At 62.6% G+C, this 21,511-nt stretch carries 21 protein-coding genes; 6 read left to right on the top strand and 15 right to left on the bottom strand.

Annotation, left to right across the window (positions count from 1 at the left end):
• Positions 1–32: 32 nt before the first annotated feature.
• Complete coding sequence (locus ABIA40_RS27455) at positions 33–410, bottom strand: hypothetical protein (RefSeq protein WP_275498365.1); 378 nt, start codon at positions 408–410, stop codon at positions 33–35.
• Between the two features lie 73 nt (positions 411–483).
• Positions 484–828 (bottom strand): DUF1236 domain-containing protein, encoded by a 345-nt coding sequence (locus tag ABIA40_RS27450; protein ID WP_036026829.1) that lies wholly within the window; start codon positions 826–828, stop codon positions 484–486.
• A gap of 490 nt (positions 829–1,318) precedes the next feature.
• Between ABIA40_RS27450 and ABIA40_RS27445 the strand changes: the two genes are divergently transcribed.
• Complete coding sequence (locus tag ABIA40_RS27445) at positions 1,319–2,638, top strand: aminotransferase class V-fold PLP-dependent enzyme (protein WP_404544275.1); 1,320 nt, start codon at positions 1,319–1,321, stop codon at positions 2,636–2,638.
• A 199-nt stretch (positions 2,639–2,837) separates the two neighbouring features.
• Here the strand turns inward: ABIA40_RS27445 and ABIA40_RS27440 are convergent, their stop codons facing one another.
• The 4 genes from ABIA40_RS27440 to ABIA40_RS27425 all read right to left on the bottom strand — a co-directional run bounded on the left by ABIA40_RS27440 (position 2,838) and on the right by ABIA40_RS27425 (position 7,707).
• Positions 2,838–3,860, bottom strand: a complete 1,023-nt coding sequence (locus ABIA40_RS27440) for an LLM class flavin-dependent oxidoreductase (RefSeq protein WP_404544272.1) — start codon at positions 3,858–3,860, stop codon at positions 2,838–2,840.
• A gap of 54 nt (positions 3,861–3,914) precedes the next feature.
• Positions 3,915–4,379, bottom strand: coding sequence for a hypothetical protein (locus ABIA40_RS27435; protein WP_275498369.1), 465 nt, complete (start codon positions 4,377–4,379; stop codon positions 3,915–3,917).
• A 239-nt stretch (positions 4,380–4,618) separates the two neighbouring features.
• Positions 4,619–5,479, bottom strand: a complete 861-nt coding sequence (locus ABIA40_RS27430; RefSeq protein ID WP_404544269.1) for a L,D-transpeptidase — start codon at positions 5,477–5,479, stop codon at positions 4,619–4,621.
• A 119-nt stretch (positions 5,480–5,598) separates the two neighbouring features.
• Complete coding sequence (locus tag ABIA40_RS27425; protein WP_404544266.1) at positions 5,599–7,707, bottom strand: LuxR C-terminal-related transcriptional regulator; 2,109 nt, start codon at positions 7,705–7,707, stop codon at positions 5,599–5,601.
• Positions 7,708–8,161: 454 nt separating this feature from the next.
• Here ABIA40_RS27425 and ABIA40_RS27420 point away from each other — a divergent pair, with 454 nt between their 5' ends.
• Complete coding sequence (locus ABIA40_RS27420) at positions 8,162–8,455, top strand: antibiotic biosynthesis monooxygenase (RefSeq protein ID WP_225150875.1); 294 nt, start codon at positions 8,162–8,164, stop codon at positions 8,453–8,455.
• 171 nt (positions 8,456–8,626) lie between these two features.
• On the opposite strand, the gene ABIA40_RS27415 is transcribed toward ABIA40_RS27420, so the two are convergent.
• Complete coding sequence (locus ABIA40_RS27415) at positions 8,627–9,196, bottom strand: helix-turn-helix domain-containing protein (protein ID WP_404544263.1); 570 nt, start codon at positions 9,194–9,196, stop codon at positions 8,627–8,629.
• 89 nt (positions 9,197–9,285) lie between these two features.
• Between ABIA40_RS27415 and ABIA40_RS27410 the strand changes: the two genes are divergently transcribed.
• The 3 genes from ABIA40_RS27410 (at position 9,286) to ABIA40_RS27400 (ending at position 11,589) form a co-directional block, all read left to right on the top strand.
• On the top strand, positions 9,286–9,531 hold the full coding sequence (locus ABIA40_RS27410) for a hypothetical protein (RefSeq protein ID WP_404544260.1): 246 nt from the start codon (positions 9,286–9,288) through the stop codon (positions 9,529–9,531).
• 134 nt (positions 9,532–9,665) lie between these two features.
• Entirely contained in the window at positions 9,666–10,814 is a 1,149-nt protein-coding gene (locus ABIA40_RS27405) for an aldo/keto reductase (RefSeq protein ID WP_404544259.1), read from the top strand.
• Between the two features lie 73 nt (positions 10,815–10,887).
• Complete coding sequence (locus ABIA40_RS27400) at positions 10,888–11,589, top strand: formylglycine-generating enzyme family protein (protein WP_404544256.1); 702 nt, start codon at positions 10,888–10,890, stop codon at positions 11,587–11,589.
• Between the two features lie 99 nt (positions 11,590–11,688).
• On the opposite strand, the gene ABIA40_RS27395 is transcribed toward ABIA40_RS27400, so the two are convergent.
• From ABIA40_RS27395 to ABIA40_RS27360, 8 genes are all read right to left on the bottom strand, one after another.
• A complete protein-coding gene (locus ABIA40_RS27395; protein ID WP_404544254.1) occupies positions 11,689–12,735 on the bottom strand; it encodes a transglycosylase in 1,047 nt (348 codons plus the stop codon).
• Between the two features lie 336 nt (positions 12,736–13,071).
• On the bottom strand, positions 13,072–14,070 hold the full coding sequence (locus ABIA40_RS27390) for a glycosyltransferase (RefSeq protein WP_404544251.1): 999 nt from the start codon (positions 14,068–14,070) through the stop codon (positions 13,072–13,074).
• 185 nt (positions 14,071–14,255) lie between these two features.
• Positions 14,256–15,251, bottom strand: a complete 996-nt coding sequence (locus ABIA40_RS27385; protein ID WP_404544248.1) for a methyltransferase — start codon at positions 15,249–15,251, stop codon at positions 14,256–14,258.
• 230 nt (positions 15,252–15,481) lie between these two features.
• Positions 15,482–15,814 (bottom strand): DUF3325 family protein, encoded by a 333-nt coding sequence (locus ABIA40_RS27380; protein WP_157283325.1) that lies wholly within the window; start codon positions 15,812–15,814, stop codon positions 15,482–15,484.
• Positions 15,811–17,376: a PepSY-associated TM helix domain-containing protein gene (locus ABIA40_RS27375; RefSeq protein WP_404544246.1), complete on the bottom strand. Its 1,566-nt coding sequence runs from the start codon at positions 17,374–17,376 to the stop codon at positions 15,811–15,813. The genes ABIA40_RS27380 and ABIA40_RS27375 overlap by 4 nt, the downstream gene beginning before the upstream one ends.
• Before the next feature lie 61 nt (positions 17,377–17,437).
• Complete coding sequence (locus tag ABIA40_RS27370) at positions 17,438–17,719, bottom strand: DUF3649 domain-containing protein (RefSeq protein ID WP_157283323.1); 282 nt, start codon at positions 17,717–17,719, stop codon at positions 17,438–17,440.
• Complete coding sequence (locus tag ABIA40_RS27365) at positions 17,716–18,456, bottom strand: cobalt ABC transporter substrate-binding protein (protein WP_404544244.1); 741 nt, start codon at positions 18,454–18,456, stop codon at positions 17,716–17,718. The genes ABIA40_RS27370 and ABIA40_RS27365 overlap by 4 nt, the downstream gene beginning before the upstream one ends.
• A gap of 144 nt (positions 18,457–18,600) precedes the next feature.
• The gene (locus tag ABIA40_RS27360; RefSeq protein ID WP_404546363.1) at positions 18,601–20,910 is read right to left on the bottom strand and encodes a TonB-dependent receptor; all 2,310 of its coding nucleotides are present in this window, start codon (positions 20,908–20,910) and stop codon (positions 18,601–18,603) included.
• A 280-nt stretch (positions 20,911–21,190) separates the two neighbouring features.
• On the opposite strand from ABIA40_RS27360, the gene ABIA40_RS27355 reads away from it, so the two are divergent.
• Positions 21,191–21,463, top strand: coding sequence for a hypothetical protein (locus tag ABIA40_RS27355; protein ID WP_404544241.1), 273 nt, complete (start codon positions 21,191–21,193; stop codon positions 21,461–21,463).
• Positions 21,464–21,511 lie beyond the last annotated feature (48 nt).

Here is a 21,511-nt window from a genome sequence, read left to right as displayed (position 1 = left end):
GCTGGATCGTAGCTCTCAGAATGCTCCGACCGTCACCAGACGCGTGGAGAGGCGCGAGGAAGCCGCGCGGCATTCCGATTTGAATGCAGACCGGCTGCTCGCGCCGTGCCGCGTCGAGATGCCGGCGTGACGTCCGGCTTTCGCGTTTCAAGCATCGCCAACGCGTTGCCTGCACCATGATCCGGCGACTCGGCCGCGAGCAGGGGAGTGGAGACCGTGGTGGCGATCCGAGTGGACGTGTCGAAGATGATTCTTTCAGGCAGCGCCCGTGTGGAGTGGATGCGAATGCTGGTTCGATCGACGTCCGGGCCGGCAGCACGCTCGGCGGGCTGCGGCAGAGAGCGATCCAACAAGAAGAGCAGCGCCACGACGAAACTGCTTGCAAACACGAAATATCGAACGATCGGCATCAGGCGCTAATGCAAACGGAGCTATCGAGAAAAGGCACGGGCGGGCCGCCTCGACGACCCGCCGTGCGGCGGTTTAGTCAATCTCCTGGACGACCATGCGGCTGCCGGGATCGACCAACATCACGCGGTTGCCCGAATAGACGTAGCGGTACTTGGTGAGCGAGGGACCCCAGTCACTCGGCACGGCCGCGAGCTCGACGTCGCTCGGCACGGGCGAGCCGACGACGATCTTTTCGCGCGTTTCGACCGGACGGATCTTGCGCTCGGTGACGTAGGACCGGATCTTGGTGCGGTATTCCGGTTCGATCTGCACGGCGGCGCCGTGCCCGGCCCCGGTCGTGGTGGTGACGGTGGTTTGTGCCATCGCGCCCGTCGACACGAGCAGAGCGGCGGCCGAAATCAACATGAGCTTCTTCATCGCGTTCTCCCTTGCCGCTGCATGCGGCGCTGCAATGAACTCGCCATCAGCTGCGCCGTTCCGAGGAAACCCGGAACGTTTGCCGTTTTTTCCCGTTCTCTCCCCGGGAGGATTCAACTGGAGGAGAGGAAAATGCCTGTGTTGATTCTTTGGGCGGTGCCCGCGCTCATCGTCCTGGGCGGCGGCATCTATCTCATCGGCTACCTGCACTGATGTGAAGGTTCCGGTTTCCGGACAAAGCAAGAAACCGGGCCCCACATCCGCTCGCGCGCGTCGAGGCCGCTGCTCCGGCCGCGCCGTCGCCATCGGCTTCCGATCATCGCATTGTCACGCTCCGGTCATCTCCGCTGCATCGTCCGTTGCTCTTGTCCCGCGCGCCAGAGCCTGCTTCGTCCGGTGACGTCGGAACGGAGCTCTGGATCGTCGTTTGGCACTTTCGCGATGCGATTCCGACGCCGCTTCGCTCGAAAACGCTCTGGGGAGAGCTGACATGCAACGGATCAGGACGATTTCAGCGGACCGCCGCGCGATGCTTAAGGGCCTCGCGGTAGCGGCCGTGGCGCCGCTTGCGGGGCCGGCCTTTGCCGCCGAGGGACTTCCGCCGCAGCCGACCGGCTCAGTGGCCGCCATCGCCACCGACAAGTCCTATTGGGCGGCCGTGAAGGGGCTCTATGCCGTGACGCTCGACATCCTCAATTTCGAGAACGGCTATTGGGGCATCATGGCCGAGCCCGTGCGGCGCGAGTTCATCCGTCAGTCCGACATGGTCAATTATCAGAACACCTATTACGCGCGGCTGCGTGCGGGTGCGGATTTCGAAGCTGTGCGCACCAAGGTGGCGGAGGCTGTCGGCGCGCTTCCAGCTGAGATCGCGCTCACCCGCGGCGCCACCGAAGCGCTTCAGCTCCTCATCGGCGGCTACAACAGGCTGAAGCCGGGCGACAGTGTGCTCTATGCCGATCTCGACTATGATTCGATGCAATATGCGATGAACGCGCTGAAGGCGCGCCGCGGCGTCGACGTGGTCAAGTTCGACGTGCCGGAGCCCGCCACCCGCCAGGTGGTGCTCGACGCCTATGCCCGCGCCATCGAGGCGAACCCGAAGACGAGGCTTCTGCTCCTGACCCATGTGAGCCACCGCACCGGCTTCGTCATGCCGGTCGCCGAGATCGCCCGCATGGCCAAGGCCAAGGGCATCGACACCATCGTCGATGCCGCCCATTCCTGGGGGCAGCTCGACTTCCGGGTGAGCGAGCTCGAGGCTGATTTCGTCGGCTTCAATCTGCACAAATGGATCGGCGCGCCGCTCGGCGTCGGCTTCCTCTACATCAGGAAGGATCGCCTTTCGGCCATCGACCGCAACATGTGCGACGAAGATTTTCCGGAAAGCGACATCCGCTCGCGGGTGCATACCGGCACGGTCAATTTCGCCACGATGCTGACGGTGCCGATGGCGCTGGCGCTGCATCAGCAGATCGGCGGCGCGGCCAAGCAAGCGCGTCTGCGCCATCTGCGCGACTATTGGGTGAGCCGCGTCCGCGGCTTCAAGGACATCGAGATCCTGACGCCGGATGAAGTCGGCTCATATGGCGCGATCACGTCCTTCCGCCTTGCCGGCAAGACCGGCAAGGCCGACAACGAGGCCATCGTTGCGAAGCTTCGGGACAGCTACCGGATCATGACGGTGCGCCGCGCCGGCGTCGCCAAAGGCCAGTGCATCCGTGTGACGCCGGCGCTCTTCACCGACGAGGCCGATCTCGACCGCCTCGTCGAGGCGCTGGCCGTCATCACGGGGACGAAGACGGGGTGAGGCTGGGTAGGGTCCGGGCTATCGCATGTGAGGTTGCTTGAGGCACGATAGTCCCCACATCGTCATGGCCGGGCTTGTCCCGGCCATCCACGCCTCGCCGCGCGGCACCGAGAAACGTGGATGCCCGGGACAAGCCCGGGCATGACGACCGTTTGGGAGGGTCCAAATGTGATTCCTCTGGGACATATTGCCGTTCGTGTCACCGCCACCCCAGTGCCGGCGCGACATGCATCAGGATCGCTTCGATGGCATGCGCGCAATAGTCCACCCCGAGCTGGTTCGGGATCGTCAGCAGCAGCGTATCGGCTTCGGTGATCGCCTCGTCCTGGCGCAGCTGCTCGATCAGCACGTCGGGCTCGGCCGCATAACTCCGGCCGAAGATCGCGCGGGTGCGCGGGTCGATGAAGCCGATCTGGTCTTCGCTGCCGCGCTCGCCGCCGAAATAGGCGCGGTCGCGCTCGTCCATCAGCGCGAAGATGCTGCGGCTGACGGAGACGCGGGGCTCGCGGCTGTGGCCGGCTTCCTTCCACGCCGTGCGATAGGCTCGGATCTGCGCCGCCTGCTGCAGGTGAAAGGCCTCGCCGGTCTCGTCGTTCTTCAGCGTCGAGCTCTGGAGGTTCATGCCGAGCTTCGCCGCCCACACCGCGGTGGCGTTCGAGCCGGCGCCCCACCAGATCCGCTCGCGCAGGCCCGGCGCATGCGGCTCCAGGCGTAAGAGCCCCGGCGGGTTGGGAAACATCGGCTGCGGATTGGGCTCGGCGAATCCTTCGCCGCGCAGCAGGTCGAGGAAGACCTCCGCATGGCGCCGCCCCATGTCGGCATCGCTCTGGCCCTCGGCCGGCCGATAGCCGAAATAGCGCCAACCGTCGATCACCTGCTCGGGCGAGCCGCGGCTGATGCCGAGCTGCAGCCGTCCGCCGGCGATGAGATCGGCGCTGCCGGCGTCCTCCACCATGTAGAGCGGGTTCTCGTAGCGCATGTCGATCACGGCCGTGCCGATCTCGATTCGGCTGGTCCTGGCGCCGACGGCCGCGAGCAGCGGAAACGGCGAGGCCAACTGCCGCGCGAAATGATGCACGCGGAAATAGGCGCCGTCGGCCCCTAACTGTTCGGCCGCGACCGCCAGCTCGATCGATTGCAGCAGCGTATCCGCCGCCGAGCGCGTCCGCGATTGCGCCGAGGGCGTCCAGTGCCCGAAGGAGAGGAATCCGATCTTTTTCATGCGGGCAAGATATGGCTGATCGGAAGAGTTTGCGAGACGTTCCTGGAGGCGGCGTCAGATTTCGCAGCCGGTCAAGTTCAAAGCCTTGAGCAGGCCGCCGAACGCCTTGAGGCGACAGTGCTCGGTCTCGTTGGCGGCCTTTGCGCGCTGAACAGTGGCGGCTCGTTTGACGCCAAATGCCTTTGGCTTCGGCTTGGGAGGTTCAGCGGTCGCGATCCGTTTCGGTTTGCTTCGCGGACGGACGACCGGCGCCGGCGCGAATGAACGGACATGCACGTCCTGCGGAGCAACCGGGTTATCCACCGAAGCGGTCTGTGTCGGCATCGCGCGGCTCTCAGCGGCAACCTCGAGGCGATCGGCCTTCGCCAGCGCATCGTGCGAAGCGGGGATACTTGCGTTCTGCTCGGCAGGCGGCTGGACCGTGGCGGCGATGCGACGCGGTGGAGCACTCAGCTCCATGGCCGATAGCATTCCCACACTCAACAGGATGAGGAGGCCCAACAACGCCATTCTCAGCATAACGCGCCTCTGACCCAGGTTAGCGCCGCTAAAAATTCTGCGCGTCAATAAGGCAACTTTGCCGGCGGCCGCCGCCCAACGGCAATCATTTGTCGACACGGTTAATTCGATGCCGCATTTTGCCAACGCAGACCGGCTTTGGTCGCGCAAGATGGTCTGTTCGGCCGTGGCTACCGACGTGTAGTGACGACTTGAATTGCCTCTTTGTCCTCGGGGCAGAGCCAGGAGGAAGGACCGAACTACTGCACCTCGGCGATCTTCGGTCCGGCTGACGGCAGCTGTGCGCTGGTCGCCGACGGCCGGTTCGACGGCGAGGCCGGGTCCGGCGATCGGGATGCGGCATCGGGCGCACCCTGGGACGGTCGACGCGCCGCATTCGTCGGAAGCACGATCACCTTCGCGCCGACTTTCACCCGCTCATAGAGGTCGACGACGTCCTCGTTGGTCAGGCGGATGCAGCCGGACGACACCCGCTTGCCGATCGTCTCGGGCTTGTTGGTGCCGTGAATGCGATATTCGGTCTCGCCGAGATACATCGCGCGGGCGCCGAGCGGATTGCCGGGCCCGCCCGCCATGAACCGCGGCAGATAGGGTTGACGCGAGACCATCTCCGCAGGCGGGCGCCAATCCGGCCATTCTGCCTTACGCGCCACGGTCTGCTCACCGGACCACGCAAAACCTTCGCGGCCCACACCGATGCCGTAGCGCATCGCCTGCGTGTCGTTCAGGACGAGATAGAGGAACGTGTTGTTGGTATCGATGATCACGGTGCCCGGCGTCTGGCGGCTGGCATAGTCGACCACCTGCCGGACCAAGGCTCCGGGAATTTCGGCGTCGGCTTTGGGCGGTTCGACCAGCGGCGCCGGAGCCGGAACCGGAGGCGGCGCGGGCGCTGCTGCGTGAACCTGCGGTGCCACGTAGACCGGAGTTGACGATGCCATGGCCTGGGGCGCGGACGGCTTCCGCACCGGTTGCACGTTTCCCGGGGGAGCCAATAGGCCATACCCCAATGCTGCGACGGCCACGGCGCCAATTCCGACTCTTGCTGCCATCGGCAGTGCGATCGTCTCGGCCTTCCGGCGTTTGGCCCGCTTGCTCATGTCTTCTCCCAGGTCGCCACGCCTAGGAGAGGTACCCCGCAAGATTTAAGAAACTTCGAAGCGAATTCGCCGGGGCCGGAACCGCGGGTGATGGTTAACGCCGTCGGGAGACGCGTGCGCTACACGAGAAGATCCTGCGTCGGATGGTGCTCAACGCCTCTTGGGTGATCGAGTGCGCTTTGCTCCGCGTGCGAATGGCCAATCGGGTCCGAAGTCAGGATCGACGTCAGTTCAGCATGTCCGGCGGGATGCACACCATGTCCAGCCGTACCGGCGCCGAAGCCAACCTCGAGATGATCAGAATGTCTCGGCGCGGGCAGGTCATGCTTGAAATGAAAAGCATCGTCGGCCTTGGGCGCGGCAGCCGCTTTTTCCGGCCCTGAATCATGCTGAGCCTGATCGTTGCCGCCGGCCTTCCGGGGCGCCTCGGCAGGCGAATTCTTGGAGTAGCCTTGATGTGCCTGATGCACGTCACGCTGCGCCTGGCCGGAACTGGCATGGCTTGCCGGGCCATCATTATCGGCGTGGTGCTTGGCAGCTGCGGAACCGTCCTCCGAAGTGCGATGCAATTGTCCTGAATTGGTGTCCTGTCCAGTCGAATCCAGCTTGGCCTGATGCTTGCCGGCCGCTGCGCCCTTCTCTGAAGCGTGCAGGTCGCCCTGCGATTGCTCATGACTTGGATCGTGGCCGGGTGGCTCGTGCTCGGCGTGCTTGTTGCCGGCTGCCGCACCCTTCTCCGAAGCGTGCGATTTCTCTTGGTTCGATGCGTGGTCCGGCGGCCCGTGCGCGGCATTCGGCTTGCCGGCTGCTGCGCCGTCTTCCGAAGCGTGCAAATCGCGCTGCGCTTGTCCATGATCGCGTGCGTCGATCGCCGCTGCCTGTGTCGTGCCGCGTTCGGCATTCCTCGCGCCCGTTGCGGCCGCCTGTTCCAAGCCGCCATGATCGCTCAGAGCGTCGATGGCGCCGGATCCGATATGAGGGTTGCCGTTGTCGCCGAAGCCGTCCTCGCGCGCGGCCGCGTCGATGGTCTGAACCTCGTCGGCTCTGGCCATGGCGTCGCCTCGGGCAGCGGCGAAGGCGAATGAATCATGGTGTAGTTCGGGATCGGGCCAGGGCAGCTTGTCGAAGCCGTCGAGGTTCGCATCCGGCCTTGCAGGGTTGAGGGCGGCGAACGCGCTGGTCTCTGCGGAAGCCGACGCAAAGACGTCGCTCAGGCCGTCGGAAACCGTGAACGCCTGCGCGTGATTGCTGAAAAGTTCGTAAAGCGAGACTCCGACTGCCGTCATCATGAACGTGCCGGCGCTGCTCAAGCCCGCTCTTGAAGGGGTGAGGGGCGGCGCCGTGATCGTGCTGCCAGCAATATCGGCTCGGGATTCGATGAGCTTGGCGGCCCGCGTCGGCATGTCTGCCGGGGAGTTCTCGATACGGAAGGCTTTGGCCGTTTTGGCCGGAAGGGTCGTTTTTGCGGAGGTGATCTTGATGCTCACGATCGCGCCGGCGCCGTCTGCGGTTATGACCGTGAAATTGTCGGCATCCGCATGATCGAAGGCCGCCGCGTTCGCGGATTGAACGTCATCCAGCGCCGCCCAAATCAGAGCTGCAAGCGCGCCGACGCCGCCGTAGAGGCGGGACAGGGCGAAGCTTGCGAGCTCCGTCCGGCCCTTGATGTCGAGCCGCGCGGACATGCGATCGATCCGCGCCTGAATGGCGCCTGGGGCGACCTTGAGCTCGCGCGCAATCTCCTTGTTCGACATGCCGCTGGCGACCAGACGCATGATCCTGCGCTCCTGGTCCGTCAGCGCTGCCAGGCCATTTTCGCCAGACGCGCCATTGCCTGCCTTGCCGGCCGCCGGATGCGCGTTCGGCGCCACCAGCCTCAGGGACTGCAGCAGGTTTTCAGGCTCCTCGCGCATCGGTATAGCCGTGCAGGCACCCGCTGCGACGGCCGCAGCGAGATCGCCGCGTGCGATCGATGCGGTGTAGAAGACCAGCCGTGTGCGAAGGCTTTCGGCGTTGACGGCGGCCAGCATGGCTGAGGCCGTCAGATCGGGAAATCCATCCTCGACAAGCGCGACGTCCGGCACCAACGTCCGGACGGCTTCGAGGCAATCGGCTCCATTGATGCAGGACGCAACGATCTCGAAGTCACGTTCGGTCGCAAATAGCGTCTCAAAACCCTGCAAGACGATCGGACGGCGATCTGCGATCACGAGTCGGATACGACGCATCTGGTTTGGCTCGCCCGGCGTTCCCGTCTTGATTGGCCCAGCAAGGCGACCCGGCTTCAGCTGCGTCACCTTCTAGAGCAGCGCGGCAACGCGCGACACCCTCGTTGGTTCCACGAGGTGTGAAGCCCAGGGATGTCAGTACGGAGCAGCGGATGGGTTCGGCCCATCTTGATTCTTCCGATGCGCCCTGCTCCTGTTTTTCCCGACGGTGCAACGCTTTCGTAAGATGAGCAGAGTGCGCTGCGGTCATTCGAAAGATCGTGCTTGCTGGAGCAGCCAGCCCGCCGCGGAGATCTATTCCGTCTCGCCGCGCTCTAAGTCGCTGATTCTGTTGCCCCGCCTACCGTGCGTGGGTTGTTTTCGACTTTTTGTTGCGGGGGTGCAAAGATATCGGTCCGAACCCGATCTGGTACGGCGCTCGCATTTTCATCCAATCATGTTCCGGAGGCGCGTCATGCAGGTTTACAACGTCGTCAAGTTCAAGGTGAAGCCGGGCCAGGAGGGCGCCTTCCTCGATGCGCACCGAGACGGCAAGGCCAAATGGCCGGGGCTGGAGCACGGCGTCATCATCAGGACCGGCGATCAGACCTTCTGCCTCATCGGCACGTGGTCCAGCCAGGATGCGCTGGTCGCGGCCCGCTCGGCGATGATCAAGACCCTCGACAGTTTCAGGTCCGTGCTCGAGGACCAGGGCAACGGACGCGGCGTGACGGACGCGGTGTCGGGCGAGGTCGTGCTCGCGCTGTAGCGCGGGCCGCGCCGCCACTTCATCACCCGCAGGGGCCCCTCGTCGTGAACCGCTGCGTCTTGACGCCGGGGCCACGGGCTCGTCGGAAAATGAAGCAGGGTTGGGGCGTGTCGTCGGCTATTTGCCGACTGCCGTTGTACGCCATTGGCCGTCAGGCGTTACTTTCCGCCGTCAAAGATGGAATGAGCGTCGATATTGGGATGGACTCTGGCCGGTCATTGACCGGAAGACGCGGGCAAAATGCGCGGGACTGAGAAAACCGACGCGTAGCGCCATCTGCGCGACCGAAAGCTTGCTGCTCGCCAGCAGTTGTTTTGCCATCGCGACTCGCCTCGCATGGACGAATGCCAGCGGCGTCTGCCCGGTCGCTGCCCTGAATGCGCGATGGAAATGGCCTTCCGAGAGCTGCGCAAGATCAGCGAGATCGGCAATCCGAATTGTCGCGCTTAGATGCGCGTCGATGAATTCGGTGACACGCCGTAACCGCCACGCCGGCAGCTTAATCGATGTATCCTTCACTCTTGCACCACCGTATCGGCGTGCAAGGTATACAACGAGAGCAAGGCTCATCGTGTCGCAATAGATCGCGTCGAGACCTCCCTCCAGCGCGTCAACTCGTTCGAACTCCGCGAGCATGTTCCAGACGAAGCTGTCTTCCGCGCCCGACAGGGGCCCAGTCCTTCGATCGATGCGCCGGCGATTGCTGAAATCCTGGCGGGGTCGAGGGCGATCGCTGCCCATCGCCAACCCACATTGTGAAGCCGAAGCCGTCGTTCGCAGCCAGCCGGAAGAAATGAAACGGTCGACGGCAGATCGGGCCCGTCATAGCGATGCCCGCCATCGGCCGAAATTACATGTCGCTCGGCGCCGCCGGACAGGGTCGCCATGATGAGGTGATTTGGCGACAGGATGCGTCCTTCGACGATGGAGGTCATCGGCCGGTACGCCGTTTCGAATGCACCGTTCGCCCATTGGGTGCGCCGCCAGCCATCCGGCCGGGAGCTCAACCGATCGATTGTCGACGCATTCTCAATGACACGGTGCATCGCGACTTCCTGCGCAGCGACGTCGCCTGAATACACATTCAAGCTTGGAACCGCAATTCCTTGCAGACCGGAAAGGGAGCATCGTCGCGTCAGGATCCGAGTGATTTGGTCAGAATCCCGCGCGACAAAGCGAGCGGTCGATCCTTTCTATTGGCAGGCGACAAGTGCCGCAGGCGAAATCACGGAGATTTGCAATGGATAAGACACCACAGGATAGGCCGACGGCGACCGATCGCCGCCAGTTTCTCGGCGCCGCCACCGCGATGGGCGCCATCGCGGCGACAGCTGTTCACGCAACTGCAGTCGGCGTTTCGAGCGCCAGTGCGCAAGCGCCAGCCGGCACTGCATCGCGTGCGGCTGCGGCGGGGCCGGTACTCACCCGAACGATCGGCCGCACCAACGAAAGTCTGCCCGCGCTCGGACTGGGAACGTTTCTGACTTTTGACCTGCTGCCGGGCAGCAATCGCGACGCGCTGCGAGAGGTCACCAGGAAATATATAGATGCCGGCGTCCGGGTGATCGATACATCGCCGCTCTACGGTACCGGCGAGGTCAGCGTCGGTGGCTTTCTCAGCGCCATGGGCGTGACGGACCAGATGTTCATCAGCAACAAGATCTGGTCGACCGGCGACTACCTGGCCGACGAAAGCCACGCCTTGGCCAGCATGGAGCAATCGAGGCTTCGGCTGTGGCGCGACAAGATCGACGTGCTCCACTGCCACAGCCTGGTCAATGTCGACGCGATCGTGCCACTGCTGCGCGTATGGAAGAGAGAGGGCAGGATTCGTTATGTCGGCGCCTCGGTCCACGAGAATGACTATCACAACATTCTCGCAGGATTGATCGACAAGGATCTGGTGGACATCATCCAGGTCAACTATTCGATCTTCAATCGTCACGCCGAGGAGCGCGTCCTTCGCGCGGCGAGCGACAAGGGCGTCGGCGTGCTCACAAACATGCCGCTGGAAAAAGGCCGCTTGCACAAGATCGTCGAGGGCCGGCCGCTGCCCGATTTTGCCCGCGATATCGGTGCGGAGAACTGGTCGCAGTTCTTCATCAAATGGGCCATGGGCCATCCGGCGGTGACGACCGTTCTTGCCGCGACGTCGAACCCGGATCACGCGGCCGAGAACGTCGGCGCACTGCGCGGTCCTCAGCCGGATCAATCCATGCGGCAGCGGATGGCACGGCATATGGAAAGCATTCCCGGCTTCGCCAATCTCGCGTCGATGCAATGGTATCCTGACAAGCAGAGCATGTACCAGGGCGTCATTCGCCGTTCGCAGGCGGCATTGCGTCAGCGCATGAGTTGATCGGTGAATGGCAGGCGCGCTGGGTCGGCGCCTGCCACGTCTCACCTCGAGGCAATACAGGAGAAGTTCTTACATGAAATGGCGCTCGATTGCTTTGCGATGTGGCTTGATGGCCGTTACCGGCGTTGCATTCGCCGAGCCTGCCCAACGCGAGAATCTGGGCAAGTTTGCCATCGACCGGACCGAGGTCACGATCGGCCAGTTTCGCAATTTCGCTGCTGACAAAGCTCTGAAGACCGCGGCCGAACAGGAAGGAGGCGGACACGAATTCGCGGGCAGCTGGGTCCGTCGCCGCGGCTGGACATGGGCGACGCCGTTCGGAGAACCGAGCCGCGACGATGAGCCGGCGGTGCATGTGTCGTGGAACGAAGCTCGTGACTACTGCTTAGCCGCGGGCGGACGCTTGCCGACCCTGGAAGAATGGGAAAGAGCCGCCTATACCGAAACGCGTGCGAATCCTACCGACGATTTCGTAAATGGACGCACCTATCCTTATCCTGTCGGCGATAGACCTGACGGCATGAACACATCCGATAGAGATCGCTGGCCGCGGCATGCAGCCGTTGGTACCACCAAGCGGGGTGTCAACGGTCTGTACGATATGGGTGGCAATGTCTGGGAATGGCTCGCGGATCGGCGGGGCGATGAGGCACTGACGGCCGGCGGGTCGTGGTGGTACGGTGCGGACAAGACAAAAGCGTCAGCCGTACAGTGGAAATCGGCCGACTTTCACGCGGTCTATATCGGGTTTCGTTGCGTTTACACGGCTCAATAGCCCGTTCAGGTGAGGGCCCAACACACCCTGGGTAAAGGCCGACGGCCGGCGAGTTGCGCTAAAGACAAAGCAACGTGTGCGGCGCCGCCGACGATGGGATTATTGGTTTGCCGCCGCCGCAGCAGTCGCCACATACTTCGTGTAGAATTCGGCGACCCGGCCGCGCCACATGCCGACGAACGCTTCTGACGTCACGTTGTCGACCGATTTCCAGGTGCGCTTGAAGGCCGGAAGTGCATTGCCCCAAATCGCGCGTTTGCACCACCTCTCGCCCTTCTCCTTGCCTTCGCTGGTGGCGCACATTGATTTCCACGCAAGGCGAGCGGGCCGGCTGATGTGCTCGGCGGCGCCTTCCCAGCCCTGCTGATGGATCAGGTAGAGATCGCTCATGTCCGGCTTGCGGTGGGTGATCCACTCGAACAGGACGCCTTCGGTAATGATCTTGTAGGCGGCCGCGACGGCGTTATCCCGCGGACTGCGAATCTGCCCGAAGCCGAACTTTCCGAACTCATAATAGCTCAGCTGAAACAGCCCGATATAGGACCCGGTGCGTTGATTGGGGTTGAAGCCGGATTCGATCTTGGCAACCGCCATCATGAAATTGAAATCGAGACCAAACGCGTCGGCAGCGCGCTTGATCTCCTCAGTCGGCGTTCCGACCGGAATGTCCCTAAACGCACGCAAGACGATCTCCGCCGGTTTCTCGGCGGGCGGCAGTTCGGACCAGACGTAGTAGATCAGATGACGGAAATCCTGCGTCGACGCCGCTTTCGGAGCTCCGTTGGACGCATCGCGTTCCGGCGGCAGCGATTGGACGACATCCTGTCCCAACGACGCCAATTTCGGCGCGACGGGTTCATCGACGATCTCGGCTTCCGTGCGCAGCGGCGCCGAACCTGCCGACGTCACCGAGCCCGGCTCCGCTCTTTCTGCCCGAAGCGCCGCCGCGAGTTTGGCGGATGCCTCTGCGTAGGTGGCAGGCGTCACCACGTTCGCAGGAGCCGCTGTGCTCGCTGCAGCCGGTATGCTCGCAGCCGCTTCCGACAGGACATCCGGCAACGTCGCCGCCGGTCTGTTCCCGGCGGCCAGAAAGAGTCCCGCGCATGCGAGAACAGCCACGATGCAGCTGGTCTGCCAGGCCTTCATTGGCCGAAGTCCAATGACGGCTTCTGTAGGAAGGCTGTTCGCATGTTCCTGCGACCTGTGGGTGAGCACTCTTCGTACAATCTTAAGGTTTAAATGTGGTGAACGAGAGCAGGCATTCTGCTTCGCAACCCGATATGTCCCTCTTGGGCCACAAGCGGCTCCTGGCGGAGGATGGGCGCATATGCTGCCAATGGGATCCGATCTCAGCGGCTTCCGCTCTACACCCCGCAACCGACGCGCCGACAGCCACCGGAACCTTCGGCTACGGGCCAGAAGCGAAAATGATACGCCAGTGGTTTTAGCGGGCAGCCTATGCCTCGCGGCGAGCTCGGCTACTCAGCGCCGCTCGTTCCGGAAGATGGATCTGAACAACTCAACTGAAGGCCGCACCAGCTGCCATCCTCGCAATCCAAGAATCTTCTTGCAGGCAAGAAACCACCAACGACGTGAATGTTGAACGCTTGGGTCAATACTCAACGCAAGTTCGGCAAGGCGTGCTGAGGTGTCTATCGCTCCTTCGTTGAAGGCAATGCTTGCGCGGACGATCGCGTCAAGTGCCAATTGGCGGGTCAACCAGTTCCTGAGATCGTTTGTCAGCATCGCGGCGCCGCCATTCAGGAAATGTTCGATAGCCGCCTTGCGTTGGAGCAGGTTTAGCTCCGGTGAAGGTTCACTCGACATGTTGACTGAGTGGTATCGATACACGGCCTGGTCCGCACCAATGAATCCGACGTCGCCATGTGCGGCGAGCCGCATCCACATTTCCATGTCGGAGGCGTAGGGCAAGTCTGCTAGATACCCGCCCAGTTTTTTCTGCAGGCTCGTGCGAACCACGACGGTCGGTGACACCACAATACATTGTGCACGACTAAGAGTGATGAACTCGAGTCCGGACAAGATGCGCGTTCGGAGATCCACTTCCGTTCCATAATAGCTTCTGTAGAATGGATGATCCCCGCGCTGGTCTAGAACAACCGCGCCTCCGAAGGTGAAAGCGACAGAAGGGTGATTGTCCATCAGATCGACCGATCTCGACAGGGCACCGGGCAGCAGGTAGTCGTCCGCAGACAGCAGAAGCATATAGTCGGCGCTCGCCCAGGCAATGCCTTCGTTGGCGGTCGCGATGAGACCTTGATTCGAGATGTGCCTGCGGTAATCGACGCGGGGATCGGAGCACCGTAACTCTTGCGCAACTTCCGCGGTATTGTCAGGTGACGCATCATCGATGATGAGCACGCGCAATTCGGGACCGGATTGCGTCAAAACGCTCTCGACGCACTCTCGCAGGAAGTGCCCATACCTGAAGCAGGGAACAACGACGTCTACGGAGCTCATTTTTTGTCGGATACCACCGACGATCGAGCCTCGATCCATCTGTTCAAGAAAATACTATTGAAAGGGTTCCGGTCCGGCTGGCACCGGCCAGCTCATCCGCTCCAACGCCGCCGATGGCAAATCCCCTCCTTTCGACGATCTAAAGGTTCGTTGCGCATGTATGACCCGATGCTTTCTCGAAGACTTCAGGCTCGGCTTGCCTCAAGAACTGAGATCGCCCGGGCGGTCGAAATGACCCGCTCAAGCCGCAGACCTGCGGCGGCAAGCAAAGCGGCAAATTCGCTCTCGGTTCGCTCGACGCCCCCCGTAACGACAAGCATGGTCGCATCGATTAGCTTGATCGTATTTCGTTCGTTTCCTGGGGGAATAATAGTCTCCGCAATTAAAACTCGTCCGTGGGGTTTCATTACCTCTCGGCAATTGCGCAGGATGCGTACCGCTTGCTCGTCATTCCAATCGTGAATGACCTTTTTCATGATATAGACGTCCGCACCGGCTGGAACGGCGTTGAAGAAATTGCCGGCCACGAACGAGGTCTGTGGCGGGAAACTTGCCGCATTAGCCCGCGCTGCCTCAACCCCGGCCGGTAGGTCAAACAATATGCCGGAAAGGTGAGGGTGTCTCTTTAGGATCTCCGAAAGCAGCTGTCCATGGCCGCCGCCGACATCGACAATCTGAGAAAACGCACCAAAATCACACGCCTCTGCTACAGCTTCATTGGCGCCTTGGCTAAGCGCGATCATCGCCTGCTGGAATAGCGAGGCCGCGTCCGGATGGTCCGCCAGCCAATCGAACCTGGGCTTTCCAAATACGGTTTCGAACGTCGGCAAACCCGTTTGCACTGAATGAGTGAGCTGGGCGAAGGCGAGATACGGCTCCCTGTTCATCATTCGGATCAGGTCGCGGGGACTTGAGGGTGCGTCGGAAAGCAAGGCTGCGCCCAATTCGGTGAGTTGGAAACGGCGGGCCGAGGTTTCGCTAAAGACCCCCTCGGCGGCGAGAAGCCGCATAATCCTATAGAGCGCATCGCAGTGACAATGCGTTTCCTCCGCCAGATCGTCGACGCTCCGCTCTCCGGCGACCAAGCGATCCGCAACGTTAAGATCTGTCGCAACGCGCAAGGCTTGGGAGACCATGAAGCCAAGGCCCAGGTGAATGAGTTGTTGAGAAGGACTATACATAACTTTCCTTTCAAACAGTCGCCGCCTCACGGCGCCCGTGGTCTCAATATCACGACCTGAAGTGCCGGTAAGGGATGATAATTTAGCCGAGGGTGCAGTGTTTGTCGTTCGATGTAGACATCCCGCTCAGGTCGATGTCCGGTTCTGGACCAGAAGCAGACAAAGTCACGACCATCTATTTGCCGCATCCACGACCGTTTCTGGCCAGCTGGGTCACGAAACGAATACCTTCAACGTCGAGTGACGGAGCGGACGCGAGCATCATTCCGTCCACGTCGCGGCGTGCGTGCAGCCAGTCTCCCCCACCCGATCAGCGCACAAAACACGATGGCGGCAGCCATCGTGGTGTGACCGCTGAACATCACGAGGCCCATGCTCCAGCTCTTTGCGGCCACGAGGATGCCGAGCGCCAGCAGCAGCACCCCTGCACCGACGGCCCGAAGTCCATAGGTCGTCACCCGCGGCAGCGCTGTGCCGAAAATATCGCGCTGCTGGCGGTGCGTGGCGAAAGCCAGCGCAGCAAAGCCCGCCAGACACAGCCCAAGGGCAAGCAGATGGATCATTCCGCCGCACCGCTGGAAGCAATGGCGACCGGCACCTGCTGCATGCGCCTCGATTGCACGATGGATCGGTTCCGGGCAGTGCGAACAGCCAGAACAACATGGAGCAGTGCGAGTGCCCAGCACGTCACGTCGATGCCGGCGAACACCCAGTCGCCTTGCGCCAGGCTGTGCCACAGCGGCCGCTGCGTCGTCAGCGCGTTGAGGACGGGCAACAGGAAGAGCAGCGCAGCCGCCGTCCATAATTGCTCGATCCAGGCCGCCTTGGCCGGACGCAGCAGGGCGTGGAGCAGCGTCAGAGCCCAGACCGCGAAGAATGCATGGATCTCCCAGTCGGCGCGGGCTTCCATCGGGTGCGGCAGAAGGCGGTTGGCCCACAGGAACGCCGTCATCGCGATCGACAGGCCGGCAATGCTCGCGATGTTCAGGCGCTCGACGAGACGGAAGCCGAAATGCGGGCGCTCCGGATCGCGCAGCCGGCTGCGCCGCTTGACGGTCCACATCACGAGGCCAGTGCCCACCATGGCCGTGCCCATGAAGCTGACGAGAAAATACAGCCATCGCGTTTGGGTGTCGCTGAAGCGCCCGAGATGGAGCGCATAGAGTACACCCCGGGTTTCGGCGGCGGCGCCGACGCTGTCGCGGACGTTCAGCAGTTTGCCGGTGGTGCCTTCGAACTCCATATATTGCGGGCTCATCGAAACACGGCCAGCCTCTCCGCGTGCCACCGCCACACGTGCGGCCGCGTCGCCGGGATGAACGAAGGTCACGCGTCCGACATTGCCCTTGCCCCAGCGCTCCTGCGCCTGCCGCACCATGTCTTCGACCGATGCCAGAGGAGCGCTTTGTCCGCTGGGCTTGCCGGGCTGAATAAAGACGCTGAGCTCGCTCGTCATCTGCTGGCGCTCGGCCGGCGTCTTGAAGGCCGCGTTCTCGCCCCATGGCATATAGAGCGCCATCAGCGTCACGAGGCCGGTGTAGGTGATCATGAAATGGAACGGCAATCCGAAGACCGACAGCGCGTTGTGAGCCTCCAGCCACGAGCGCTGGCCTTTGCTCCAGCGGAAGGTGAAGAAATCGACGAAGATCTTCTTGTGGGTGATGACGCCGCTGATGATGGCGACGAGCATGAACATCGCGGCGATGCCGGCGATCCATCGTCCCCACACCACGGGCATGTAGTGAAGCTGGAAGTGGAAGCGGAAGAAGAACTCGCCGCCCAGCGTCTCACGCGAGGAGATTTTGTGACCCGTCGCTGGGTCGAAATTGGCTTCGCCGAACGCGCGCTGGCCCTGGCCACGCGTCCGCCAGAACGCATAGACGCTGTTGTTGCGGCCGTCCGGCAGTCGGATGCTCCACTGCGAACTTCCGGCGGCAACGTTGCCGAGTTCATCGGCGATCCGCTGCGCCACTGCGGCCTGATCAGGAACTTGCGACAGTCGCGCCAATTCCGGCCGCGTCCATTGCGAAAGCTCGTCCTTGAAGTAGGACACCGTGCCCGTGAGGAACATGGCGTAGAGCACCCAGCCGAGCAGCAGCCCCGCCCAGGTGTGCAGACCGGACATGCTTTGGCGGATACCGCGGCCCGCCCTCTGTGTCTCCTTGTCGGCTTTCACGCGCCGGCCCTCAGCCAACGGACCAGGCCAGCGGTGTCAGCACCGCGGCCGCGACGATCAAGCCCGCCCATGACTTCCACGCACTGCGTACGGCAAAGACCCAGATCACGGCAGCTGCGTAAATGGCAAAGCTGGCCAGCATGCCCGTGAGCACCGCCTGCGGCTTGCTCATGGGCAATGCCAGCACAGCCACGCTCGCAAGCGCTGCCAATGCATAGCCGCCGAACACCGCCGCAATGATGCGGGAAATCAGCGGCCCCGTCGCCCAGACCTGTCGGATCAGCGCGTTCATTTAGCGGGTGTTGCCGGTGGCCCGGCCGGAATCGGCGCCAGGCCTTTGGCGTTCACGAAGGTGACGGTCGTGGAATAGCTTACCGCATCGTACTTTTCGGTGCCGTTCGTCCCGGCGCGTTCGCCGCCATTGTGGTCGTTGAAGCTGACCTCGACCACATAGACGCCCTTCCACGGCATATCGAACGTCACGTGGCCCTGCTCGTCGGTGTGGGCGTCCTTCTGCCAGCCCGACTCCGTCACCAGCGTGACCTTGGTCTTGGCCTTGGGCTGGTCCTTGAAGACGAGCTTGAACTGGCCTTCTTGGCCGGTCGGCACGAGATCGAACACCAGTTTCGGCTGCTGCGCGGCAAAGCTGGTGATGTAGCGGGCCGCCGGATAGAACCAATTGTTGACGTCCTTGCCCGGCTGTTTCCGGACGTAGAGCGGATAGCTGGCGTCCTCCGCCACGATGGTGTCGCCTGCGGCGGCCGAGAACGGCAGCCTGAAGCCGTCACCGCTCTTGGTCGCATCGGACTTCTGCTCACCCTTGGACTCACCCTTGGCCGAGATCAGCGTGCCCGTCACCTTGCCGAGCTTGTCCAGAAGGCCCGGCGAGACCTCGCGAAGGTTCTCGCCGAATTCGCCGAAGCGAACGATCGCGTTCTGGCCGTCGGCCTGCTCGATCCAGATCTGGTGCGCCTGCGCCGGCAAGACTGCGGCAAGCAGGGAAATCACGACGGCAAAACTCCTGATCATGACAGACTCCTCGAAACACAATCCGTATGTGACGTGAAATCGCCGGCGCGCGAGGCCCCGGCGATCCGACGATGTTAAGACGCTCGGCACAGCTGGAGATCATCCATCGCGAATGACCTTGCTGCGGCCATCGGGGATGTTCGATCAGAGATCGAACGCCGCCGACAGCAGGAAGGTGCGGCCGGCGCCAACGGTTTGGAAACCGCCGCTGGTCAGCCAGTATCGCTTGTCGAACAGGTTTTCGACATTGGCACGGAACGTCACCGGACGGCCGTTAAGGACGGTCGCGTAACGCGCACCGATGTCATAGCGAGTCCAGCTGGGGAAGCGCTGCCACTCCAGGTTGGCATTCGTCAGGTAGGAGCCGCCCGTGTGGATCACGCGCCCGTTGAACGAAAGGCCTGTCACCCACGGTGCATCCCAGTCGAGGGCACCCGAGAATGTCACGTTCGGAACACCGGCGGCATCGTTGCCGCGCTCCGAGGCCGTGGCCGGATTGGTCAGCTCCGGACGCAGGAACGTAACGCCCGCCATGCCGCGCAGGCCGGGCAGCAGAAGACCATAAGCCGAGAGTTCGAGGCCGCGGTTGCGCTGTTCGCCGTCGTAGGCGCGGGCGTTCCCGGCAGTGGTGACCAGGCTCGGCCGTGCAATCTGGAACACCGCTGCCGTCGTGGTGATGGTGCCCCAGTCCACCTTGACGCCGGCTTCCTGCTGCTTGGACTTGTAGGGCGCCAGGATCGACCCGGTATTTGCAAAGCCGGCGGGAACGATGACACCTTGGCTGAGCCCTTCGGCGTAGTTCGCGTAGAGCGACACGTTCTGCAGCGGCTTGACGACGAGACCGGCCAGAGGCGTCACGGCCTCCGCGCCATAGTCGCTCATCTTGAGGCCCGTCGTGGTGCTGAAGGCATCCTGCTCCACACGCTGATGGCGGGCACCGAGCGTGAGCAGGACCCTCTCATCCAGCACCGACATCGTGTCCGCGAGCGCAAAGCTGCGCAGCAGGATCTCGTTGGCCAGCCGGGGCGGAAGACGCGCGCCGGTGACCACCGGCAGCGGGGCCGGATTGTAGATGTTCGAGGGTACCGACTGTGCCGGAGTGTTGGCCACGTAGGCGTTGCCGTTTTCCTGGTAGTAGCCGGTAAAGGCGAAGTTCACCCTGTGCGTGACCGGACCCACATCGAAGCGCGACCGAATGCCGGCATTGCCGCTCGTCGTCTTGCTGTAGGAATCGTAGTAGGCGTTGATCAGCCGGAAATTACCGAAGGCGTCCGCACCGCTCGGGAAACCGGTGACGCGGGAGTCGGGGAATGTCTGATAGATCTCGCCGTCGCGGTAACCGATGCCTGCATACGCCGTGATCGACTGGGACAGGTCATACTCGAGCGCCGTGGCAATGGTATTGTCCCGCTGCTTCAGCAATGTGCCTGGATACCAGGTGCTGCGCGGGTCCGGTGGAGCCGGAATGAACGGTACCGTCGTTCGAATGCCAATCTGCGGACGGAAGTTCTCGGTATCGTCGTTCTGCGAGATCGCATCGACGGTCCAGCGCAGGCGCTCGCCGCGATAATCGACACCCAGCGCGCCGAGACCACTCCTCCAATTGCCATTGTCGATCGTGGCTTCGCCGTTGCGGCCGACGCCGTTGAAGCGGACGCCCCACTCCTTGTTCTCGCCATAGCACTGACTGGTCTCGACGTGAAGGCCATAATGGCCGGCGCTCATGAAGAACGGCGTCACACGCGTGAAGGGGATTTCCCCGGCGCGCTTGGTGAGGATGTTGATGGCGCCGCCGACCGTACCGCCAGGAGCGATGCCGTTGATGAGTGCCCCGGGCCCCTTGAGCAACTCGATGCGCTCGATGATCTGGGCGGGAACGCGACTGGAGGACACCAGACCGTAAAGTCCATTCAAGCCGACGTCTGTCGCGGCAACGGGGAAACCGCGAATCTGGAACGTGTCGTCGAACCCGTTGGGCCCGGTGGTGACACGAACCGACGAGTCGTTGATCAGCGTATCCGCCGCCGTCCGTGCCTGTTGGTCCTCGATCAATTGCGAGGTGTAGTTGACCACACTGAACGGGGTATTCATGACGCTCACGTTGCCCAGCAGGCCAAGGGTTCCACCCTGCGCAACCTGACCTCCGGCATAGGCAGGGGCTGGAGCGCCGAGCGTCCGCGTGCTTCCCATCGTGGTGACCGGAACATTCGACGGAGCTTGTTCGGCTGGCCTCCGCGCATCGCGTGCAGCGCGCTGGACGCTTCCGCGCGGCTGCGCGTTGCGCGTGACGCGCGCGCGCTGTTGAGTCGCGTCGACCGTCACCGCCGGCAACGCTTGCGGTGCGGAACTCTGCGCGCTGCTCTCCGTCACCGCGGCGCCCGTCAGACAGAGCGAAAACGTACCGACGGCCGCTCCGACAAGCAGGCGGCTCTTGTAGTTCTGAATGTTACTCACCAACGCCCCCAATTACTCAGCAGATCGTCTGCTAGGGGCTCGAAACATCAGAAGCAACGCAGCGAAATTAGAACTTCTACAGTCTGGTGCGCAGCAGCAGCGTTTGCGCAATCATCGCGACGATTTGTCACGAGTACGATTGCGCAAGCGGCAACCGCGCATCGGCTTCTTTGGTGCGTTCGATTCTTGCAGCGGTGATTCGATCGCGCCTTGGATCAGTTGTTAGAGCGCTTCTAATTAATGGCTTTGTTACGCGGAGCTTGCTTCGGCGATGAAACGCATGAAGAAGAACAAGACCGAGCGCGGAGTTTCGGCGCTCGTCGCGAACCTGCAAGCCAAGCCGGTGAAATTCGGGCGCGGCGCGGTGAACTCAAGCTATCGATACGGAGCAGCAGGACGGGTTCGTCTCATCCACGTTCCGCGATGGTGGCATCTTACGCCTGTTTTGCCCGACGATCAAGCCAATTCGCAAAAACGGAAATTGACCGTTTCCCCGGGCCGATCATGCCTCGATTTGCGGTCGATGTTCGCGCCGATCTCATCGCGCTCGTAAGCCGTTGATCTTGCTACCCCCGGCTACTGTGCATGGGGTTGTTTTCGA

This window comes from Bradyrhizobium sp. USDA 223 (assembly GCF_044909005.1).
Lineage (GTDB): Bacteria > Pseudomonadota > Alphaproteobacteria > Rhizobiales > Xanthobacteraceae > Bradyrhizobium > Bradyrhizobium yuanmingense.
This window is presented reverse-complemented; position numbering and strand designations above follow the sequence as displayed.